The organism is Lysinibacillus sp. Bpr_S20, from assembly GCF_023337835.1.
Classification (GTDB): domain Bacteria; phylum Bacillota; class Bacilli; order Bacillales_A; family Planococcaceae; genus Lysinibacillus.
This window is the reverse complement of the sequence record NZ_JALNLQ010000010.1, coordinates 44,272-64,109: the sequence shown is the minus strand read 5'-3', so window position 1 is coordinate 64,109 and position 19,838 is coordinate 44,272. Positions and strand designations below refer to the sequence as shown.

General features: G+C 33.3%; 19 protein-coding genes. 9 read left to right on the top strand and 10 right to left on the bottom strand.

Annotated features, from left to right (window positions below; all coding sequences use genetic code 11):
• The first annotated feature begins 312 nt into the window (after positions 1-312).
• The 4 genes from MWJ95_RS19910 to MWJ95_RS19895 all read left to right on the top strand — a co-directional run bounded on the left by MWJ95_RS19910 (position 313) and on the right by MWJ95_RS19895 (position 4,673).
• Complete coding sequence (locus MWJ95_RS19910) at positions 313-1,773, top strand: beta propeller repeat protein (protein ID WP_249107070.1); 1,461 nt, start codon at positions 313-315, stop codon at positions 1,771-1,773.
• 1,017 nt (positions 1,774-2,790) lie between these two features.
• On the top strand, positions 2,791-3,357 hold the full coding sequence (locus MWJ95_RS19905) for a hypothetical protein (protein ID WP_249074442.1): 567 nt from the start codon (positions 2,791-2,793) through the stop codon (positions 3,355-3,357).
• A gap of 178 nt (positions 3,358-3,535) precedes the next feature.
• On the top strand, positions 3,536-4,036 hold the full coding sequence (locus MWJ95_RS19900) for a pyridoxamine 5'-phosphate oxidase family protein (protein WP_249074441.1): 501 nt from the start codon (positions 3,536-3,538) through the stop codon (positions 4,034-4,036).
• 223 nt (positions 4,037-4,259) lie between these two features.
• A complete protein-coding gene (locus MWJ95_RS19895) occupies positions 4,260-4,673 on the top strand; it encodes a hypothetical protein (RefSeq protein WP_249074440.1) in 414 nt (137 codons plus the stop codon).
• Positions 4,674-5,421: 748 nt separating this feature from the next.
• On the opposite strand, the gene MWJ95_RS19890 is transcribed toward MWJ95_RS19895, so the two are convergent.
• From MWJ95_RS19890 to MWJ95_RS19875, 4 genes are all read right to left on the bottom strand, one after another.
• Complete coding sequence (locus MWJ95_RS19890) at positions 5,422-5,940, bottom strand: GNAT family N-acetyltransferase (RefSeq protein ID WP_249107069.1); 519 nt, start codon at positions 5,938-5,940, stop codon at positions 5,422-5,424.
• A gap of 143 nt (positions 5,941-6,083) precedes the next feature.
• On the bottom strand, positions 6,084-6,635 hold the full coding sequence (locus tag MWJ95_RS19885; protein WP_249107068.1) for a carbon monoxide dehydrogenase: 552 nt from the start codon (positions 6,633-6,635) through the stop codon (positions 6,084-6,086).
• Between the two features lie 559 nt (positions 6,636-7,194).
• Positions 7,195-8,622, bottom strand: a complete 1,428-nt coding sequence (locus MWJ95_RS19880; protein WP_249107067.1) for an S-layer homology domain-containing protein — start codon at positions 8,620-8,622, stop codon at positions 7,195-7,197.
• A 19-nt stretch (positions 8,623-8,641) separates the two neighbouring features.
• Positions 8,642-9,409 (bottom strand): hypothetical protein, encoded by a 768-nt coding sequence (locus tag MWJ95_RS19875; RefSeq protein WP_249107066.1) that lies wholly within the window; start codon positions 9,407-9,409, stop codon positions 8,642-8,644.
• 683 nt (positions 9,410-10,092) lie between these two features.
• On the opposite strand from MWJ95_RS19875, the gene MWJ95_RS19870 reads away from it, so the two are divergent.
• Together MWJ95_RS19870 and MWJ95_RS19865 are read left to right on the top strand one after the other, a co-directional pair.
• Positions 10,093-10,620, top strand: a complete 528-nt coding sequence (locus tag MWJ95_RS19870) for an RNA polymerase sigma factor (protein WP_249107065.1) — start codon at positions 10,093-10,095, stop codon at positions 10,618-10,620.
• Positions 10,613-11,896, top strand: a complete 1,284-nt coding sequence (locus MWJ95_RS19865; protein ID WP_249074435.1) for a hypothetical protein — start codon at positions 10,613-10,615, stop codon at positions 11,894-11,896. The genes MWJ95_RS19870 and MWJ95_RS19865 overlap by 8 nt, the downstream gene beginning before the upstream one ends.
• Here MWJ95_RS19865 and MWJ95_RS19860 read toward each other — a convergent pair.
• Both MWJ95_RS19860 and MWJ95_RS19855 read right to left on the bottom strand, forming a co-directional pair.
• Positions 11,840-12,448 (bottom strand): hypothetical protein, encoded by a 609-nt coding sequence (locus MWJ95_RS19860; protein WP_249107064.1) that lies wholly within the window; start codon positions 12,446-12,448, stop codon positions 11,840-11,842. The genes MWJ95_RS19865 and MWJ95_RS19860 overlap by 57 nt on opposite strands.
• A gap of 320 nt (positions 12,449-12,768) precedes the next feature.
• Positions 12,769-13,605 (bottom strand): DUF3888 domain-containing protein, encoded by an 837-nt coding sequence (locus MWJ95_RS19855; RefSeq protein WP_249107063.1) that lies wholly within the window; start codon positions 13,603-13,605, stop codon positions 12,769-12,771.
• A 361-nt stretch (positions 13,606-13,966) separates the two neighbouring features.
• Between MWJ95_RS19855 and MWJ95_RS19850 the strand changes: the two genes are divergently transcribed.
• Entirely contained in the window at positions 13,967-15,397 is a 1,431-nt protein-coding gene (locus MWJ95_RS19850; RefSeq protein ID WP_283175790.1) for an erythromycin esterase family protein, read from the top strand.
• A 315-nt stretch (positions 15,398-15,712) separates the two neighbouring features.
• Here the strand turns inward: MWJ95_RS19850 and MWJ95_RS19845 are convergent, their stop codons facing one another.
• Positions 15,713-16,081: a DUF2750 domain-containing protein gene (locus MWJ95_RS19845; RefSeq protein WP_249107061.1), complete on the bottom strand. Its 369-nt coding sequence runs from the start codon at positions 16,079-16,081 to the stop codon at positions 15,713-15,715.
• Positions 16,082-16,339: 258 nt separating this feature from the next.
• Here MWJ95_RS19845 and MWJ95_RS19840 point away from each other — a divergent pair, with 258 nt between their 5' ends.
• A complete protein-coding gene (locus tag MWJ95_RS19840) occupies positions 16,340-17,164 on the top strand; it encodes an RNA-binding protein (protein WP_249107060.1) in 825 nt (274 codons plus the stop codon).
• 728 nt (positions 17,165-17,892) lie between these two features.
• On the opposite strand, the gene MWJ95_RS19835 is transcribed toward MWJ95_RS19840, so the two are convergent.
• Entirely contained in the window at positions 17,893-18,414 is a 522-nt protein-coding gene (locus MWJ95_RS19835) for a hypothetical protein (protein ID WP_249074428.1), read from the bottom strand.
• 50 nt (positions 18,415-18,464) lie between these two features.
• A complete protein-coding gene (locus MWJ95_RS19830) occupies positions 18,465-18,944 on the bottom strand; it encodes a hypothetical protein (RefSeq protein ID WP_249107059.1) in 480 nt (159 codons plus the stop codon).
• Positions 18,945-19,175: 231 nt separating this feature from the next.
• Between MWJ95_RS19830 and MWJ95_RS19825 the strand changes: the two genes are divergently transcribed.
• Entirely contained in the window at positions 19,176-19,499 is a 324-nt protein-coding gene (locus MWJ95_RS19825) for a hypothetical protein (protein ID WP_249074426.1), read from the top strand.
• 164 nt (positions 19,500-19,663) lie between these two features.
• Here MWJ95_RS19825 and MWJ95_RS19820 read toward each other — a convergent pair whose 3' ends face one another.
• A complete protein-coding gene (locus MWJ95_RS19820) occupies positions 19,664-19,825 on the bottom strand; it encodes a hypothetical protein (RefSeq protein WP_249074425.1) in 162 nt (53 codons plus the stop codon).
• Between the last annotated feature and the right edge of the window lie 13 nt (positions 19,826-19,838).

Sequence of the window (19,838 nt, the reverse complement as noted above, 5' to 3'; positions counted from 1 at the left end):
AGTTGAACTAACTATTTGTGAATGAATACACTTAAACTAAACCAGCTAATAGATTGTCAATAAAAATCTTTTAAATTAAAAAACACTTCATGCTATATTAAAAAGCGCAACCCAAATAACCCTCAGAATTCAATTTGCACGACTGGAGATTCGGTGTTGCAGGTTAGTGCAAGAAGGACGCTCTGATAAATGGAGTATTTTGTTTGTTATATTGATTCTAAGATTGCATATAACAATGGATTTACTCCATCCTAAATAGGCATATTAATCATATGATTAATATGCCTATTTAGTTATGGGATGGTGTTCATTTTGAGTTTCTTAAAAAAAATCGCCTGTTTTTTAGTTGTTTTTTTAGTTTTTGTAAATTTGATTGGTAGTGAAGGAAAGGCTTCAGATGGTGAAATTACGTTAAAAGAAGCGATTAATATTGGATTACAGAGAGCAAAAGAATGGAATGTAAACGCAACACTTACTAGTGTAAACAGTGTAGATGAAACGATGGGAGGCTCAAGAGGAGAAACTGGGAGACGCTTTAATTGGTTTATGATTTTTATGGTTCCAGGAACAGAGGATTATGTACTAATTGGTATCTCAGAAAAGAAAATTACCGTGTTTAGACCGACTAAGCAAACACCGGATCCTGATCCAACAATACACTACAATGAGATTAAGTTGGATAGCTCTGATGTTCTTCAACTAGCAAAGGATAAATACGGACTAAAACCAGGAAAGGATTGGGCAACTGGATATCATTTTACACTTGATAGCATCGATGGATTGCCTATTCTAACAGTGTTTGGAAATGATCGAGATAACCGTTTTACTCGAATTTCATTCAATGCTCAAAACGGTGATGTGGTCAGTGCCATTCATAAATTACCATACGGTGGAGGATTAATAGCCAAACGTAATGGCATCAATAACCTAACAAAAAAAGGCATGGCGATTACGGGAGTTGTCGCTGGAAAAACCACTTTAGTGGTATGGGGAGACAAAAAGCCAACACAATTTAGTATAACCAAGCAACCTTTTATTGAATGGAGCCATAACAATGGAGAATCATGGACAGAACTCCAAGTTAATAATAATGTAACACACGCGTGGTTTGATAGGAATGATCGCTTATATATAGCGACCAAAAATGAGTTGTGGGTAGGTATGACATCAAAAAGTAAAGGAACGAAAATTCTTTCATTAGACCAATCAATCGAGAAAATCGATTATTCAATCAACAACCATATTGCTGTTCTATCAAATGGAAAGGTTTACTATACGACCAATCAAGGGAAGAGTTGGGAACAAGGTATAGTACCTAAACCACTTGATGTGATTCAAATATCGGATGATGGGGAATTGGTAGGACTTACAGAAGAAAGGAAGATTCTTCAAAAGAAAAATGATGAGTGGAAAGAGATAACTATGCCGAATAGAAATGATGAGCCTCTAGATATGAAAGTGATTAATAATAGGCTATTGATTACCACACTAAGTGGAATTTGGATCCGAGATCTTCAAGAGGGAAATTGGAGAAAAATTAAAGTTGATGAAGAGGTAGTTAAATTCGTTAAAAAAGGAGAGAAATTATTCGGAGCTACACTTAGAGGTGAAGCTATTTATTCCATCAACATGAAAGATGAAAGAAAATCTGAAAAAGTGTTTGATGCGAGGAATTTCATGGTTTGGGATGTGGATATCATGGAAGATACTTTATGGATTGCAACTATACCCGATTATTCGTGGGAAGAAATGACGATTCCGCAGAGACGGTAAAAGTTTGAAGTATATATCCATGAAAAAACAATGTGAAGCATTTCACTTAAACGAGCGGGGTGCTTTACATAAAATCATTGGGGTTGCAGACGCAGCTTTTTTTTTCTTTATTGAACTAACGGTGTAGGTTAGTTGAGATAAAGTTTGGCCAGATTCTGAAAGAAAACTTAATAAAAAAATTCGATATTTATGTTAAAATAGAAAGGTTATTATAAAATATACTTAAACGTAATGCAGGGAGCTAAGAATTAGCGAGTATATTATAGAAATGGTAAGGAGTAAATTTTCACTTTGGATAAAAAGGGTTTCTTAATAGGTTTTTTAACAGTTTTCGTGATATCTCTCACTTATAATATAATGAGCAGTATACAACTATCGAATATATGGATACTTAATCAAGGTATTAATTTGAGTGTCAGTCTTGTAGTGTTTTTTATCTTTACACGTATCTGGAGTTATTTTAAAAAGGAAAAATTTTTCAGCTAAATATGTATGGCATGCCTCCCATCCAATATTACTGGTATTGATGAAAGAAAAAATTTTGTTGAACTGAAGGGTGCTAAGTTAAACAAGGTGTTGCAGCGGCAGCATCTTGTTTTCTTGTTGTCCTAACGAGGCAGGATAGTTGAGGAAGGTAAAATCAAATATATAAGGTGTAAGGGTAAAAATAATGTATCAATTCCAACACGAAAGACAAAGAAAAGATATATAAAGTATATGTCATTTTATTTATTATATCTGTATTGATAGATGTAGTTTCATTATTTGTAGATGGTAGTATCCTTCGTGGAATATTCTGTCTTTTGGTTATTTTTCTTGTTCATCACTATAGTTTACTAAAAAATGTTTGGGCGGTATTAATCATAAAATTTATAGTGTGGATACATATATTTTTACTGTTTATTATATTTCTCAATATATTAATCGATGTTTTAAAATAAGGTCCTTATTCAAAGAACGGAGCAGTATAGCTAAAGCGATTTAGGGTACGTTACTTCTAAAAAGGAGTAACCTAAGATGAAAAATCCATTCTTGTCTATACTTATATTTTCGTTCAGTCTTTCTATGTTATTAGGAGATCCTGTTTATGCACAAACTACACCTTCAGATAAAAATGAATATATATTTCCTGCAAATAAGGAAAAAGTTATTGATGAAACTGTAGATGAATTTTACCAGGCATTAAGAGACCTAAAGTATCCTGTACATCAGGAGGTTTATCAAAGATTTAAGAAGAAGCCAAAGCCACAGCAAAGGGATTTAGATATTGCTCTTTTTAAAGAAATACCTGATGCATCTGTAAATTTTAGGAAAAGGTTATTGTTTAATGAGGTAGAAGGATTAAATTATATAACCATTGATGGAAATATTCTTCGACCCTACCCTGATATAGATATTAATTACCATCAGGCTATTAGCCCTGATAGGCAAGTTTATTTCTTTTATTCCTTTAAAGACACAGAAAAAGAATTTAGAGGTAGATATGCAATTTATGATGTTGAAACAAAAGAAACCGTAGCAGGTGGATATACTTATATGCCAAAGATCAATCTTACAAGAAACACTTACGATAAAGGAAAATAAAATTGGCTAAAATGGCAAAGGTCGTTTTCGTCTTTTTCAATTAAAAGCTACGTGATCAGAGACTCATTATATTTTAATGATGAGTCTTTTTTTTATTATCTTAAAGATGTAAAATATATATATGTTAAAATAGTTAACATAGACTTAATTGTTATCTATTATAAAAGGGGGATGTAGGATGAGAGGGGCTATTCAAAATAAACGAGTAGAAATTTCAAAAGAGGAAGCACAGCAATTTTTGAAAGTAGGAAAAGTGGCACATGTTGCAACGGTTGATGAGGAAGGTTTTCCTTATGTTATTCCATTTGTATATGTGTATGAAGGTGACGACAAACTTTATTTGCACATTGGCAATATTCGAGAAAGCCATTTTTGGTCGAATATCAAATCAAATCCTAAAATATGTATAGAAATTAGTGAAATGGGTGACCTACACCCAGGAAAAAAATATGCCTGTCAGTCTGCCCTTGTTTACCAAAGTGTAGTGCTTTTTGGACATGTCGTTCGTATCGAAGAGGAGTCTAAGAAGGAATGGTTCTTTGATGCACTTCTTGAGAAATATGGCAATCCAGAATGGACATTTGAAAAAGAAGGGTATCCAATCATGCCTAAAATTGAATTATTTGAAGTACAGATAGAAAAGTTGACAGGTAAAATTAATCACGGCATGTTTCATTAAAAAAAGCTAAGAATGGTTGATTTTTACCATTCTTAGCTTTTTAATTTTATAAGCCCTTTTTGCAATTTTTTCTTTCGATAATCTTGAACGATTCATTTCATTTCTACATAAGTACCATCCTGTATCCAATTCAGTGAGCCACCAGTAACAACCATCATTCTATTTAAAACGTATGAATAACAGTCCAACGGGAATAATAGTGGTGAAATGGAGGGTTCGAAAGATGAAAAGAATTATTGTAGTATTAATAGCTATTGTTACCTTGAATCTAACTGGGAATGTTGTTGGAGTCTATGCTAATAAAAATAACGAAGAATTTAAAGACATTTATGAGAGAAAAGTTCCCCAAACATTTCATTATAAGTTTGATTACGATAAACTTTACCGGTTCCTTGATATAAGTGAAAAGGAATACAGGTCTGAATGGAATAACGGAAAAACGATAGCTGAAATTGCCGAAAAACGTGATATTTATCCCCAACAATTGATAGCATACCTAGCGGAAAAACAATTTGAAGCACTAGATAGAGCATTAAAAAATGGGGACATTGACCGTTACTTTTATTACGATTATGCTATATCTTATATGAAAAATGATATTATTGAGTTTATTGATCGAAATCCAAATAAAAAATAATACATTCTTACAAATGTTGGTTTGGAATAAAGTTTGAAAATATCCCTTTAAAATTGTAGCTATTTCTATTCGTTATATCTTTTTTATATAGTCTGTGGAATAAAAATAAAACAACAGTTAATAAACTCAAAATTGAAAATTGTATTGTTGATGTCAAAATTATAAGTATAACATCTGCGCCTAAAACAATCTCGCCCGGTGGCAATTCTTTAGAGGGCGAAGGGAATAAAATTATACAAGAATAAATAATAATAGAAAAAAAAGAATCCTAAATATATAGAAAGTACGTATTTTGGAATTCTAATTTGAATTTTATAAGCAAAAAGAAAATATAAATAGGCACAATGACAAAAGGAAGAATAAGAGCTTGCAAAAGAAACGAATCAATAAACACTTGAGCAAAGCAAACAATAACAATGTATGCGATAGATACTACTGCGTAGTTTATATTATTCATTGCATCCTTCACGATTAAATTCATACAACACACTATCCTCTCCTTTTAACCTGCTTTATAGTAAGACGAATGGTATGGTATGATGTTCCAATTTCCCTTCGACTAACCTGCGATATGAAGTGAAGATACAACAATCGTTGAGAAAATAGCCTAATTTAAAAATATAAGAACTCGTTTTGAAAAATGATTGATCAAAACGGGTTAATTCTTTGTCGATTACGGAATAAGACAGCGTTAACAAATTTTTTCTTCTGGATATTTGTGTTTATTACGGGTCGAGACGTTAATAGCTTACATTTTTTTTCGAGATTCTGTTATATCTAGATTTTTAATCGCCAACATCGAATTATCCTGAATGATTCCTGTATCTACGAAACCAAATGAAGCGTATAATGTTTTAGCTATGACATTACTTGTACGATAAAAGAGGGTTACATATTCTGCCTCACCATCTGGCATAGGTTCAATAGCCTCCAACATTTTTTCAAAAGCAAGTTTGCCATATCCTTTCCCTTGATAACCCTTCCCAATCATAATATGCCAAATAAAATAACTCTTCTTCCCGTAAAAAACTTCATTTTCAAATGATTCATGATCCAACGTATCATAAATATACATCAAAAAACCAATCACAACTTCATCGGCATAAATGGCTAAGGGAGTCGCTGGTATACCGTCTGCGTTCAACATATGAGCGTCCGCAAAGCTTCTGAGGTTAGTAGTTTCTATAAAGTCTTTCTGGTTTTCTTCAACTTCAAGTGCTATTATTTCATCTATGTTATCCCCGCTTATCTTTCGTAATTCAATCATTTTTTTATCGCCTCTCCTCTCCTAAGGCAAGTCACTTCCACACATAGCCTAAAACATTTCAAATCATTTCCGTAATTCTCGAAATAGGGTACACAAAATATTCACCAATATAACTTTTGTTCCCCTGTGATTATCTGAAGAAGTTAGTCAATTGAATTAGCTATTCTGACTAATATGTCAGGTGTTTCTGTATGGGTCACTTTATTATATATCCCCAACAAATACTGCAAATTATTTTTTTCAAAGACAAAAAAATTAAATAACTGGTCTTCAAAATAAATACCTTTACTACCATCTTGAAGTGTATACTCCTTACCATTAAAGTTCAGTTTATCTTTGAAGTTCAATTTATTTTTTGAAGGACGAATGTCCATTTTAAAGATATTTTCTCTTATATCTTTATTAACAAACCTGATTTCTAAGGAATTATTCATATTATAGTTCTTATCTTCAACAAACTTTCCAAATTTATGTGTGAAAGAAATTGAAGGTAACATTTTAGGTAACTTTACATCACATTTAAAATGATTTTCAAATTCTTTTACTGCTGCTTTTACAGATTTATAACCAGCTTCAGTGAACCCTTCCTCAAAAGAAGGTGGAGTGTCGTTCGGATTTGCATTTACTGTTTCGCCATACAACCCATAAATAAATATACTAAATAAAACCAATAGAAGAGGAATATTTTTATTCAATTTTCATCACCCTAAATTATATTTAGGATTAGTGTGTCCTGTTCAGTTAAATTAATGCCTTCTTCGACTAACCTGCTTCGTTAGCTCAATAAGAAAAAAAGAGCTGCTTATGCAACTCAATGATCTTCAAGTAAAGCCCTCGTTAGTTTAGCAACTTGCTTTAAGCATCCTATTTTTAATAGTACAACTGTTATTAGGGTGGAGGTATAACGTATTAAAGGCTTATATGTATCACATTTAGATTATTGATACTTCATTTTAATATTAACACTAATTTCCTTTATTTGAAATTAAAATACAAAAGCACCTAAACTGCTTCATTAGCTCAATAAGAATAACTCCTTTGACTTTCGGTATCTTGATCTAAAACTCTTGCAACCGTTCGTATTATAAGGTCAATCGGAGAAATTTGGTTGACTATTTGTAATTCAGGATATTGCTTTTCAGCAAACTTGATAAAATTTATACAATCCAAAAACCCAAAAATCTTCTATGATTTGGACGGTTGAAATTGAAGAAAAGGCGCATCAGGAAACGTTGATTTCCTTTGCGCCTTTTTTTATTGAGTAATTGTTCGTGCTAAAAATACGGAGAAGTGCTGGCGTGATAATGGTTGATTCGGTTTAAAGTAGCCATTTTCGCCCGTTGTAATACCATATTGAGCTAAAATTTGTACGTATTCATAGTACCAATCCGTTTTTGACACGTCTTTAAAAGTAATAGGGAAATTTCTCTTTGGTTCTAATTCGTAAGCTTTTACTAAGATCTTCGCCATTTGTGCTCGCGTGATTGTTCCATTTGGATTAAAACCATTCGGATTTTCATCGATAATCCCGCCACTGACAAGCTTTTGGATATTCGTGTAATTTGGATGCGTAATAGGAACGTCTGGGAATGCATATGGGTTTAACATTGTTGGGATACTAGGTGCATTCGCACGAGCAATCATTGCTGCAACGTGCTGACGTTGCATTGGATTCGTTGGTTTAAACGTATTATCTTCATAGCCAGTAATAATGCCAGCTCGACGAATATTCATAATTTCTTGATAATAAGTGTGTGTTTTTGGCACATCTTTGAAATTATTCGATAATACATCATTAAATAAAAGGGTATATTCACCATCACTCATTGCAGTAGCTTTAACATAATACGTCCCTTTCTTTAATTCCTTCTCGCCACTTTGTTTAAAACGTCTACCTTCCCAAATTACTTTATTGAAAGAATCAAGTATTTGTATATTCATAGTACTCACTTGAAGAGGGTCCATTACCCAGGAAATAGTTTTTGTTTTATCGATTGTAAATGTGTAATAATCAACGTCATGACGCTGATCAAAATAGCCATACATCATGTTATTGAAGTGAACAGGGGAGGCGTTACTCCTTGTGTCGTTCTGTTCTTGTTCCGCATAGTCACTCTTTGTCGTTACTTGAATTGTATATGGGTTAGATTCAAATGTAGAAATCTCCACATAGTAAGTACCTTTGCCTAGACCTATTGAATAAATTTGTTCGCTTTTTACTTCCCCACGGTTCCATCGACCAATTTGGTAACCGTTTGCATCATAAACCGTTATAAATGCATTTGCCGGAGCGTCTAAATCAATATGGACTTCTTGGTAACCGGCTTTTTCAACATTTAATTTATAGACATTATCATTTCCTAGTCTTCCAGGTGAAATAGCACGCAATGGTGTATTAAAGGGCAGTAGCTGTGCCGTTTCAATTGAATTGTTATCTTCAATATTTGGATAAGCATTCTCTTCAAAAGATAACGTAAGTGCATACTTTTCATTATCCGATCCAGGTTCAACCTTCAAATAATAATTGCCAGGTTCTAAGCCCATTTGGAATGATTTCGCACTGCTGAATTTAAATAATTTTTTGCCACTTTTATTGTAGACGTAAAAGTTATATTCTGTTTGGCTATCTTTTTGTAAATCTATCTTTGCAAAGCCTAGCTTGGGGACTGAAAATGCAAACATATCTTCATCGGAGGAAAAGTTAGCGCTCGCAATTATTTGTTTGTTTGTTTAATGGCAGAGGTGTCGCTGTCTCAATCGTATTATTATATTCGAATTCGCTGTTTTTTGGAGCATCTGTAAATGAATATGTAAATTCGTAGTTATCACCGTGAGCTTCAATATAGTAAGTACCACTTTTAATTGGAACTGTTAAATTACCGTAATGGCCATAGCTTACCAATTTATTGTCATCGCTGTAAACGGCTAAGCTAGTTTTTGTCCCAGAAACATGTAGGTATTGATCTTTTGGTGAAGTGATTTTGAAATAGTCTACGCCAGGACCTAAATTTGTTGTACCTTTAATGGTTGTATTAGCAGGAATTTCTGGAAGTTGAGATGATATTTTATCATTCGGCTCAACGTCATATGTATGACCCGCAGTAAATCTTGCTGTAAAAGAGAAGGGAGCAGAAGGAATGTGTTCCAAAGTACTGATACGCAGTTTATAGGTCCCTGCCTTTACGCCGTATGTTACAGAACGGCCATCTATCCCAATCGTTCCCCTATCTATAAAAAGGTATAATTGTTTACCATACAGTTCAAACTCCGGATACATTTTGTTTTGAGCACCTTCAAAATCAATCGTTAAAAAACCAAGTTCTGGAATCGTAATATCGTATGTAATCCATTGATTTTGTGTTGCCGTTCCAGATATTTTTTCGTCAAGCGAAATCGATGCAGCATCAGCTGATGTAGCGAATATGGCACTAAGAACTGCCACAAGTAAATATGCGTAAATTTTTTTCATAAAATACCTCCGAAAGCCTAAATATACCTAAATATTAGCATAAACTACAAGGGATTTTGAACTGGTAAAAAATACACTTTTCGTTTGGGAATTATGAGAAACTCCTTAATCTCAAATGATTGGATGTAGGATAATTGTTTTAGCATTCCGTGGTGTTCGTGGCTAGATAGTGATAGTAGAATAACTTTTTAAAAAGACAAAAACATCTCAACTCTAAAAATCAATATAGGTGAGATGTTATGAATCAAACTTTTTTATTTAGCTTCAAATAAGAATAATTTCAAAATCGTGGATAGCCCCGCCAAATTCGTGGATAGAACTATTAAAATCGTGGATAGCCCCGCCAAATTCGTGGATAGAACTATTAAAATCATGGATAGCCCCGCCAAATTCGTGGATAGAACTATTAAAATCATGGATAGCCCCGCTAAATTCGTGGATAGAACAATCAAAATCGTGGCATGCAAAACTTTATGATGAATTAGAGGAATATATAATTCAACTTAATCGTTCATGGCGAAGATAATAATGTTTTGAGAAATCCTTCGTAATAAAATTTATTAAAAATTAATTGGAATAATAATAAATGAAATCGTAGGGAGAATATTCTTCCTACTTTTTTTGAGAAAATGTAAATTATTTAAGCTAAATCATGAACTAAATTGTCTAATGTAGAGAAGGGAGTGAGTTACATTATTCGTTTAATTAAAAAAGCTCAAAAAGGAAATGAAAAAGCCTTTTTAAAACTTTTTCAAATGTATGAAGCAGATATATATCGAATGGCATTTATTTATTTGAAGAACGAAGAGGAGGCTCTAGATATTGTACAAGAAACTGCTTATAAAGCGTTCGATAAAATTGAAAGCTTAAAAGAACCTGCGTACATTAAAACATGGCTTATTAAGATTACCATTAGTAGTTCATTGAATCGTTTAAAAAAGATAAAAAAGATTGTGCCTGTGCAAAATGAATACATAGACAATATACCGTTTGAACAGGTTGACCCTACCGTTAAAGTTTTACTAAGACAGCTATTAGAGGAATTGACAAGCGATGAAAAAGGAATTGTATTACTGAAATATTACGAGGGCTATACTTTTCAAGAAATTGCTAACACGCTCCAAATCCCATTAGGAACAGTAAAGTCAGTCCTGTATCGTGCATTGAAAAAATTACGTGTTCAAGTAGAGGAGGCAGATTTTTATGGATAAGTTAAAAGAATCAGTGGAGTCGATTCCATTGCCGAAAGATTTACACAAAAGAGCGAAAATGGGCGTTAGCCAAGTAAAGAAAAAAAAGAAGAAAATGTGGCTCATTCCAGCAGTGGCTACTGTATTTCTAGCTAGCTCTATGACAGTGGGTGCTGTAATGATTGACGATGTAAAAAATTTGCTATGGCATATTAGCCCTGAAATAGCTGCATTACTTGAACCAATAGAAAGTACTGTTGAAAATGATGGCATAAAAATGGAAATCGTTTCAGCGATGCAGGATGAAGATATGGCCGTCGTGTATGTAACAATGCAGGATGTTGAAGGAAACCGTATTGATGAAACATTGGATATTTATGATTATTCTATGTCAAAAGGACGGTCTTTTACAGTTGAAAGAATTGGTTTTGATCCTACAACGAAAACAGCCTTGGTTCGATTCATGTCGTTTAATGGGAGTAGTACCGATAACTTTAAGTTAAAAATCCGTTCTTTTTTAAGTGATAAATCAGTGTTAGAGGATGTAACATTCCCTCTGGATTTAAAAGATGTAAAAGAACAACAAACAGAGCTCTTGCCAGATGATACAATTCGTGGAAGTGGTGGAGAAGGAGCGCTTCTTGAAGAAGATGTATATGTACTACCAGCAGGTATGTTAAATATTCAAACACCACTATACGACAGAATGCGAATTAAAAATATAGGACTTCAAAATGACAAACTATACGTGCAAACAGAGTGGCCCGCCAATAATGCGATTGAACACGGAGAATTTTATTTAGTGAATCAAGCAGGTCAGAAGATTCTTCCTATAGTGGGTTATTCCTACGGGAGAGATGAACAAGGAAAACCAATTTATGCTTATAATTATGAGGAATATATATTTAATGTGAAGGATATCAATATAGCTGAGTATGAGTTGCAGGCAAAGATTTATACAGCTGGTCAATATGTGGAGGGAAATTGGGAAGCAACCTTCAAACTCGAAGAGATGAAAGGGCAGTCGGTGCCATTTGCTATGAACTTTGGTGACTGGAAAGTGAAAGAGCTGAAAGTTTCTCCACTTGGTTTAACGATTATAGGAGAAGGCGATGCGACAGAAACGGAAGAATTAACGGCTACAATTGTTAAAAAAGACGGAAGTCATAAGGAATTAAAAAGTTTAGTTTCCTTCTCTGATGAACATCAAGTGAAACTGAAGTTACTGTCAGAGGAACCATTAAAGCTCGACCAAATTAATTCCATTATGGTTAATGGAATTAAAGTGAATTTTTAATATGAATAGGGAGGTACTGGTATCAATTAGTACCCCTCTTTTAGGATCAAGTCCCACAGGTAGGTCCGTTCTACTCCGGTTACTGTAAGGATTATCGTACAGATGATAATGGTCTCCTCCAAGAAGTACCTTTTGTGTTTCAGCGTCTATTACTACAAATTTGTGCCATTCTTCCTTTTCATTTTGGTGAAAAGAACCCATAAAATATACTTGGCGATTGGGATGAATATGAGGCGAGTTTAGGTTATCCATTTTTTCTGAACCGAGTTTAGTTTTCAATTTGAATGTTAGTTCTGTATCTGCTACTTCTTTAAAGGAAACTTTTTTTCTCATACTGAATGCAGCATCTTTATACTCTTCATAGATGTTTTTATCTAATTTGCTATAGAATTCATCTTCTTCGATAAAAGATTTACTTTGATTATCTGGATATTCTAATTTAAGTGTAGAGGTTTCTAAGGCTGACGTTTTTTGGTTTAACGTTTCAGTTGGTAAAAAGGATATAAGAAGGAAACTGGATAAGACACCCAATGTTAGTAGCGTTGTTTTCATTATTTCACCTCCAGTTTTATAAGATAAACATATTATTACCCAAGCATTGTTTATTATGATAATAATTTTGCGATCACCTATAAATATGCATGAAATATTCACCAGAATTAACTAATTACGGACTTTCTTTAACTAATCTGCGTCGTTCTTCAATAAAAAAAGCCAATCCTCTTCTTGGAAAATAGCACCCGTTCGTTGAATAAGGATTATGACACAATATCTTTCAATTCCGTTAAAAATTCACTTTGAAAGCCTACTTCAAATACTACAAACTGAAACCATACACACAGATTTTATATTATTAAAAAAGCCTAACTGAATTAATCAGTAGGCTTAATTTTTTTCCATATATACCATGGTATTTTATAATCCATCTTCTTACCTTGTTTACTACTTTTGTCTGTTATTATCCAATTACCATCTTTCTTTTGTACTTTATAATTTACATTTGTCCCATCTGACTTTTTAAAGAGTATATAACCTGTGTCGTCTTTTATAAAGGTTACAGGGTCAATAACATTTTTGTCGGGTATCTTTCTCTCCGGAAGCAATATGTTGGTTACTATTTCTTCTACAATTTTAAAAAGAGAGGTAAATTCATTATTTATCTCTGTTTGGTATTGCAATTGATTGTATGTGTAAGAAGAGTATGACTCTAAATTCAAGTTAAAAGACTGTTTTATATCTGACAACGTTGCTTTATAAAATTCATTTATATCCTTTTCTAATTGATCGCCCTCATGTTGGAAGCTAATGGTTTTAACCCCAAATGGGCTTATATTAAAAGTCATTGTTTCCTTACCATAAGGAGGGTCATGTGCATGTTCAAATGTTGTGACTTGGACTTTTGTAATAAAGCTAAACTCACCCTCATGTTCTCTAGTAATACTCAGAATTTTTCCATCCATAAATTGCTTGGGATAGCCATAATAATTATCAATTTCTTTCGCTATAGAGGGGAATAGTGTTGTAATCAAAGTATCATAAATAAGCTTATAATCAGGCTGTTCACTTTGAGCATCATGATTTCCTGAAATTAATGGTAACAAAGCATCTTTGTATAAGTTTTCATTCGGTGGTTTTTCCGCAACCACTTGAAGGTTATTAATATGGATACTAAGAAAAACAAAAGATAATATTACCAGGATTTTCTTCATCGAACACTCCTTTAATAGGTTTAGTTAATGAGTATTTTTCACTGAAATCTTTAAATTATTCTTACTAAACTGCATTGTTAGCCATCCCTGAAGCGCTAAAACCAGCGCTACACCACAGAAGATGGAACTGTACTCAGAAGCATGTTCTTTTTAGTGCCAGGGATTTATTTTCATGGTAGTTGAATAACCGTAGCCAAACCTTCACTCCAATCAACTAATACAGGGCATATATTTAAAAAAAATTCTATTCACAATTTTGGTGATTAACCAAAATTATATTAATAAGTCAAATTTAAACAAAATTTAAGGGGAATTTAAGCATATCTACTTATAATTAGTCTTATACATAGGGGAGGACTGATTGAGAGTGACGAAAGGTAAGAAACGTAAGACTTTATTTTCATTAAGTATTGCTCTAACAAGCTTTGTAGCGTTTAACGGAGTATCAAATGCATCAGCAGCAGTTCCGGCAATAGAAGAGCGCATAGCGTTAGAGGATAATTCGGAAGCAACGCAAGCCCGCACATCTAATGAAGCATTGCAAGATTGGAAAAAGTGGACAAATGACCATGCTTACAGCTTGACATCCATTCAACCGGAGACAATTGGTAAACAAAAAATTCCATCAAGTAAATTTGAAGATTTAGAGATGCTTAAGCCTTTATTGCATGATAAGCGCATCGTTTTTTTAGGGGAAAGTTCCCATGGTGTAGCTGAATTTAACCTAGCAAAAACACGTATTATTCAATTTTTACACCAAGAAATGGGCTATAACGTTCTTGCCTTTGAAAGTAGTTTAGGGAATGCCATGAATGCCCAAGGTCAAATTGATAAACAAACAGCGCAACAAACGATGAAAGATGCTATTTTTCGTATATGGTGGACAAAAGAAACACTACCGTTATTTGAATATACTAAAAAAACACAGAAAACCGATAAACCATTAAAGTTAGCAGGTTTTGATATTCAACAGCAAGGTGCATTCACAAACGGCAACTGGCTACAAAATAGTCAGCTTGCGAAACGGTTAAGTGAAGTAGAGGAGCAGCTTTTTGACTGGAGTTTCGATACGGATCTAAAAGGCTACCAAAAGGCGAAACCAGGCATTATCGAAGTGTATAAACAAGTAAAATCACAAGTACAGCTTAAAGAAAAAGAGTTAAAAGCGGCTTATCCGAGCGAGCCCCATATTGTAAAGCTTATGGAACGCACTTTAGCTGACCGTATCCGTTTAGCAGATGAATTTGTAGAACTATCGATTCAAGAAAATATTGAATATGAACAAAATAAAAATGATTCTTCTTTTAAGACAACGGAATGGCGTGACCAAGCAATGATGGAAAACCTACTTTGGTTAGCAGAGGAAGTTTATCCAACTGAAAAATTCATCGTCTGGGCGCATAACGACCATATTCGTAAAGCACAATCCGAAGTAAAGGGTTCCCCTGGCTCTATAAAGTTAATGGGTGAACTTCTACCAGATATCTACAAAAAGTACAGCTATGTACTTGGTCTTTATATGGCTAGTGGGGAAATTGCAAACAATTTCAAAGAGCCTATGGCCGTTTTACCGCCAGTAAAAGGATCCATCGAGGATATTCTTTCATCGTCTAATAAACCATACACATTTATCGACTTACGAAACCGTCAAAATGAACGAGGAAACTCATGGATGTTTGAGCCACGCTTATCTTATAGCTGGGGAATGATTCAGGAAAGTCTTGTTCCGCGCGATCAATATGATGGCCTTCTGCTAATTGATAAAGTAAGTAAGCCAAATTATATAAAATGAAACTTTAATCAGTGGGGACTTTCTTCATCTCCACTGATTATTAGTTGAACGAATTGGGCATAAAATGTAGAAATAGCAGAGTGAGATAAAGAAAGAGAAGTTTACTTTAATATCAGCTGTGATAACTAAGTGGAAAGCTTAGGAAGGGATTTTAGAAGTATTTTTAGTTTTTTTAAAACAGAGAAACACCATAATAAATGTTTCTCTGTTCAATAAATGCACCTGTTAGTTCAATAAGAGACTGTACAAACTTGTCTTACTTATTATTTTCCGATTTATAGGCTATTCTTATAGTAACAGGGAGTATCCTGCTTGTTATAAATTGCGAATCATTTCCTTTATTTCATCACGTGTTTGAAGGATTGTATCGTTTTCGTTTGGGAAGATCGATATGGCACCACCGTCATTTTCAACATCAATAAGTAAATCGTCTAGAAAAATCGAAAGTGGCATGTTGAACACTTCGAATGACTCGTCTAAATTGGCAGCCATCATTTCAGCAAAGCTTCGGGTTGGCCAAACAGGTAGTATAAATGGATGGCTGTCTTCGTCTTCGAATAGTAACAAGTCGCCGTTTTCTTCGCGTAATAACCACACCTGTTCATCGGTTGCAACCATACCATAAAAATATGCAAGTCGCTTTTCTGCTGGACGATTAAAAATAAATCGTTTAATTAGTTTCATATAGGTCATTCCTTTACGGTATCATTCTAAAAAAGATATCAAATAAAAAAGTAACTATTGATTGCATAACCTTTATTCAACTATCTGATGTGCAGAGATAATAAAGTTGTTTAATTTACAATAAAGTCATTTAAAAAATAATATAGTTGTTTAAAAATCCGTCCTCCACTAACGGTGCAGTTTAGTGCAAGAAGGTGTTACCATATAAAATGGAGAATTTAACAGGAAATAACATCAAAATTGATGAGAGGTTTTGTTATGTATTTTAAATTGTTCAAAAAAAATCTTGCTATTATAATTGCCTTTTTGCTCCTTTTGTTAATGGGCTGCGAAATCCCCAAAAAAGATGTAGAAGAGAATGTTAAAAATCATTTGGAAAACTACGGAATAAAGGACTACAACATACTAAGTGCTAAAAATGATGGTGAGCGTGGTGAAAGTAAGTATGGTTATGTAGAAATCTATAAACCTTATCATGTAAATCTCAAATTAGCCTTTAATCGAGGAACAAATCAATTTATTCCTGACGAAAGTGACGATGTTTATTTACAACTATTTAAAGAAGCATATATTCAACAACATCCTGAACTTATCAAGGCGTCCAATCAGATTATCGAAAAATACCATTTAATGGATGGACCTTCAAAAAATTATTATCTTGATTTTAATATTGAAAAAGATCAAAAAAAAAGGCTAATTGATGACCTTAGAAAGAAAGAAAAAATAGACACCAATTCATTATTACCATCACTAACAAGCGATGAAAATGAATCGTTGTATCCTTTGAACAATGAGTCAGTTATTAATTTCCATTATATATTTAATGTTTACGAAAATAACAATACAATCCCGAAAGCCAGTGATATTTTAAACGATTTTAAAGAAAGTAAAGTGTTGTGTGAAGGGAAGTATTTTTTAAATATACAGGTGGTATCTTACAAACAAAATTCAGTGACTTCTTTAGGTGAAGATTATCCTGAAAACAATATTCTTTTTGTAGTCGGAAAAGATGGAAAATTTAGAGATATAAGAACATTAAAACGTACCGGATGGCTTAAGTATACCGTAGTTCCATTCCCCTAGTAATTGATGTAATAAAGTAGGTAAGAAGATTTTTATAGCTATAACACCTCTATTTAGTAACACAGTATTTTAAATTTTAGTTGTAGTACTAAGTTTAGTTTTTATGTTTCAATCTAAAAAGATAGTCCGATATTTTTTTAGGAAGGATTTTGAAATATTACACTTAAAGAAACAGGTGCTTTAGTTCAATAAGAATTAAACAACTTTATTAATGAATTTTAAGTACAAATACCTTTTAAATGTATGGAAATTAAACAACTTTAAAGAGCCTTACTACACGCTAGAGTGTAGCAAGGCTCTTATATTTTTATAATAATATTAAACAATTTTATTATCGGTTTACATCTGACCCGTTAGTATTTTTTTCTAAATTGAGGTTTTTCTTTACAAACTTTAAAGGCATATCATCTTCAGGTGGCATTACTTATTCGCCATTTAAACGATTTCAATGAGCAAGAATAGATGTTACATATTTCTTTTTTCCTTTTTGTCTTTATCGTATAAATTAAGTTATAGTTACTAGGGTTTAGTATAGTTATTGGTGGAAGTGTTTCGGCATAGTTTAACGAAACTATATTTTCTGCAAAATGTCCGACTTAGTTGGTTTTAATAAATATTATGTTTTAGTTTAGAAAAAGCCACAAAATGTTGATTTAACAACATTCGTGGCTTTTTAATGTGTTTCCAAATTTTCATTTGGGAACGTTATTTTGTATGTTTTGTATAACTTAAATAAATGTATCAATCGAACTAGATGTTGGTTTTACTTGCTGCTGTGCTTCTGCTTTTAATGCGCGCCAAGTTTCTATATAAATAGCATCAAATTCACTTTCACGACGCTGTTCTTCTCTTGTACCGATTGCATGCCAACCATTATGAGGTGAATAGGTAGAAGTAATATTCCCTCTCGCATCCTTTATCTCTAAATAGCTCATATTTCCACGCTGCATGAATGGTAATTGCCTTAACATTTGTGAGATCGAGCCTTTACGGTCAGGTGAGACTACAGATACAAAGCTGTTCTTAAGTGTCATATAGGAAGGATTTTTATGGCCACCACACTTACCATTTTCAAAGTCTTTTTTTGCCTGTGCGATAATCGCTTCCTTATATTTTTCTTCACTCATCGCCGGAGCTGATTTTGTCGGCATCGCATTTATCCCTGAAAAACTTGGCATTGAAATAGGTGTTAATTTATTTTCAACACCTAACAATTTTAATGTATCACTACTAATAGTCGGAAATCTCATCTTTATACCCCCTTTATGAGAGATCAAAAAAACTAGTTATACTATTTTTTCTAATTGTAGCTATAGTAAACGGTTAATTTAGGAGAGGAATATTTCTTCCATGAAGTACCTGCTAAAATACTTACATTTGTCCCATTATAATAAATAGACCATGTACCGTTAGCTAGTTTTCCCATAACTCCAGTAGTTATTTCAGTCTTATTAAGCGAACCCCAAGGCGCAGAAGCATAAGTGCTCATAGAATCATTTTTGATGTATACTTCATTGGAAACAATTGCTCCGTTACCTCCATATGTGAGACCACTATTGGCATCAACTACCACTTTAGTAACTACAGCGTCAGATGGTAATCCAGAAACGTTAAATGTAGCTACACTAGAATCTCCACTTGTTTGTTGAGCAAGTGTTAAACTCATTGTATCCCTAGAAGTAAACGTTTTTGAAGATGATGCAGCTAGTGTTGTAGATGTTGTAAACGAAAACATCATTATTACCACAAGCAGAAAACTAAATAGTTTCGTAAATTTCATTTCAATTATCCTCCTATGTATAAATAATTAGGATACTCAAAAAAATATTGTTATTATTAGTATTTTTTTACAGAATACCTTTTTTATATCGGATGGGTAACTAATATTTTTTAGTTATAAATTATATTTAAAGTAGCACTTGAAAGTTTTTGTAACGTTAGAAGAAATCTATTTCCAAGCATTAATGAGCATTGCTAATGAATAATTAGAGAATGAAAAGGGGATACGTTAGTGAAAAAATTTGCAATAGTATTTTCAATTATAGTCGGGGCACTTCTCCTTTATTTTGTAGGGACTTATGGGTATGTAAAGTACCAGCTTTACACAATCAAAAAAGATACTCATGAATATTTAATAAACAATAAGAATTATAGTGAAGATGATATTTATAAGATAGATTCAAAAATAGGGGTTGGAATAAAATATCAAGCAACTGTAATCTTTGAAGATGAAAAATACCATGTTTATGATTATGAGAAATCGAACGGAAAGATAAAGCAACTTTTCCCTTATCCTGAAATGGAACAGGATGATACTTATAAACATAGAGAATAGAGAAAAGGGGTCAGTTCAAAATAGAACTAGTACCTTTTTTTATGTGCGCCCGGCATGCGTATGAACTATAGGGTGCAAGTCCCGAACCACGAAGACAGAAGTAGAGGTTAGCCAAGAGCAAGGGTGTCCGTGGTGACGCGGAATCTGAAGGCAAAACACGGGTCTCATAATTCAGATTCTTTTACAAATAAGTTTTTAACTTCTTCAAATCTTTTTAAATCTGGCTTTGGTATTCCGTCTATTTCTCCCAATTCACATGCCATTTTGTACCAAGGATCAGCCATAATTGTAATTTCTTCATTGGTAGCCCATCTTGTTTCATACATTCTAACACCCCCT

Excerpts from the sequence above, each read along its gene's own strand:
- MWJ95_RS19835 (WP_249074428.1), bottom strand. The coding sequence starts at position 18,414 with ATGAGATTTCCGACTATTAGTAGTGATACATTAAAATTGTTAGGTGTT.
- MWJ95_RS19845 (WP_249107061.1), bottom strand. The coding sequence starts at position 16,081 with ATGAAACTAATTAAACGATTTATTTTTAATCGTCCAGCAGAAAAGCGA.
- MWJ95_RS19855 (WP_249107063.1), bottom strand. The coding sequence starts at position 13,605 with ATGAAGAAAATCCTGGTAATATTATCTTTTGTTTTTCTTAGTATCCAT.
- MWJ95_RS19905 (WP_249074442.1), top strand. The coding sequence starts at position 2,791 with ATGAAAAATCCATTCTTGTCTATACTTATATTTTCGTTCAGTCTTTCT.
- MWJ95_RS19830 (WP_249107059.1), bottom strand. The coding sequence starts at position 18,944 with ATGAAATTTACGAAACTATTTAGTTTTCTGCTTGTGGTAATAATGATG.
- MWJ95_RS19880 (WP_249107067.1), bottom strand. The coding sequence starts at position 8,622 with ATGTTTGCATTTTCAGTCCCCAAGCTAGGCTTTGCAAAGATAGATTTA.
- MWJ95_RS19895 (WP_249074440.1), top strand. The coding sequence starts at position 4,260 with ATGAAAAGAATTATTGTAGTATTAATAGCTATTGTTACCTTGAATCTA.
- MWJ95_RS19860 (WP_249107064.1), bottom strand. The coding sequence starts at position 12,448 with ATGAAAACAACGCTACTAACATTGGGTGTCTTATCCAGTTTCCTTCTT.
- MWJ95_RS19900 (WP_249074441.1), top strand. The coding sequence starts at position 3,536 with ATGAGAGGGGCTATTCAAAATAAACGAGTAGAAATTTCAAAAGAGGAA.
- MWJ95_RS19840 (WP_249107060.1), top strand. The coding sequence starts at position 16,340 with ATGTATTTTAAATTGTTCAAAAAAAATCTTGCTATTATAATTGCCTTT.
- MWJ95_RS19865 (WP_249074435.1), top strand. The coding sequence starts at position 10,613 with ATGGATAAGTTAAAAGAATCAGTGGAGTCGATTCCATTGCCGAAAGAT.
- MWJ95_RS19820 (WP_249074425.1), bottom strand. The coding sequence starts at position 19,825 with ATGTATGAAACAAGATGGGCTACCAATGAAGAAATTACAATTATGGCT.
- MWJ95_RS19875 (WP_249107066.1), bottom strand. The coding sequence starts at position 9,409 with ATGAAAAAAATTTACGCATATTTACTTGTGGCAGTTCTTAGTGCCATA.
- MWJ95_RS19890 (WP_249107069.1), bottom strand. The coding sequence starts at position 5,940 with ATGATTGAATTACGAAAGATAAGCGGGGATAACATAGATGAAATAATA.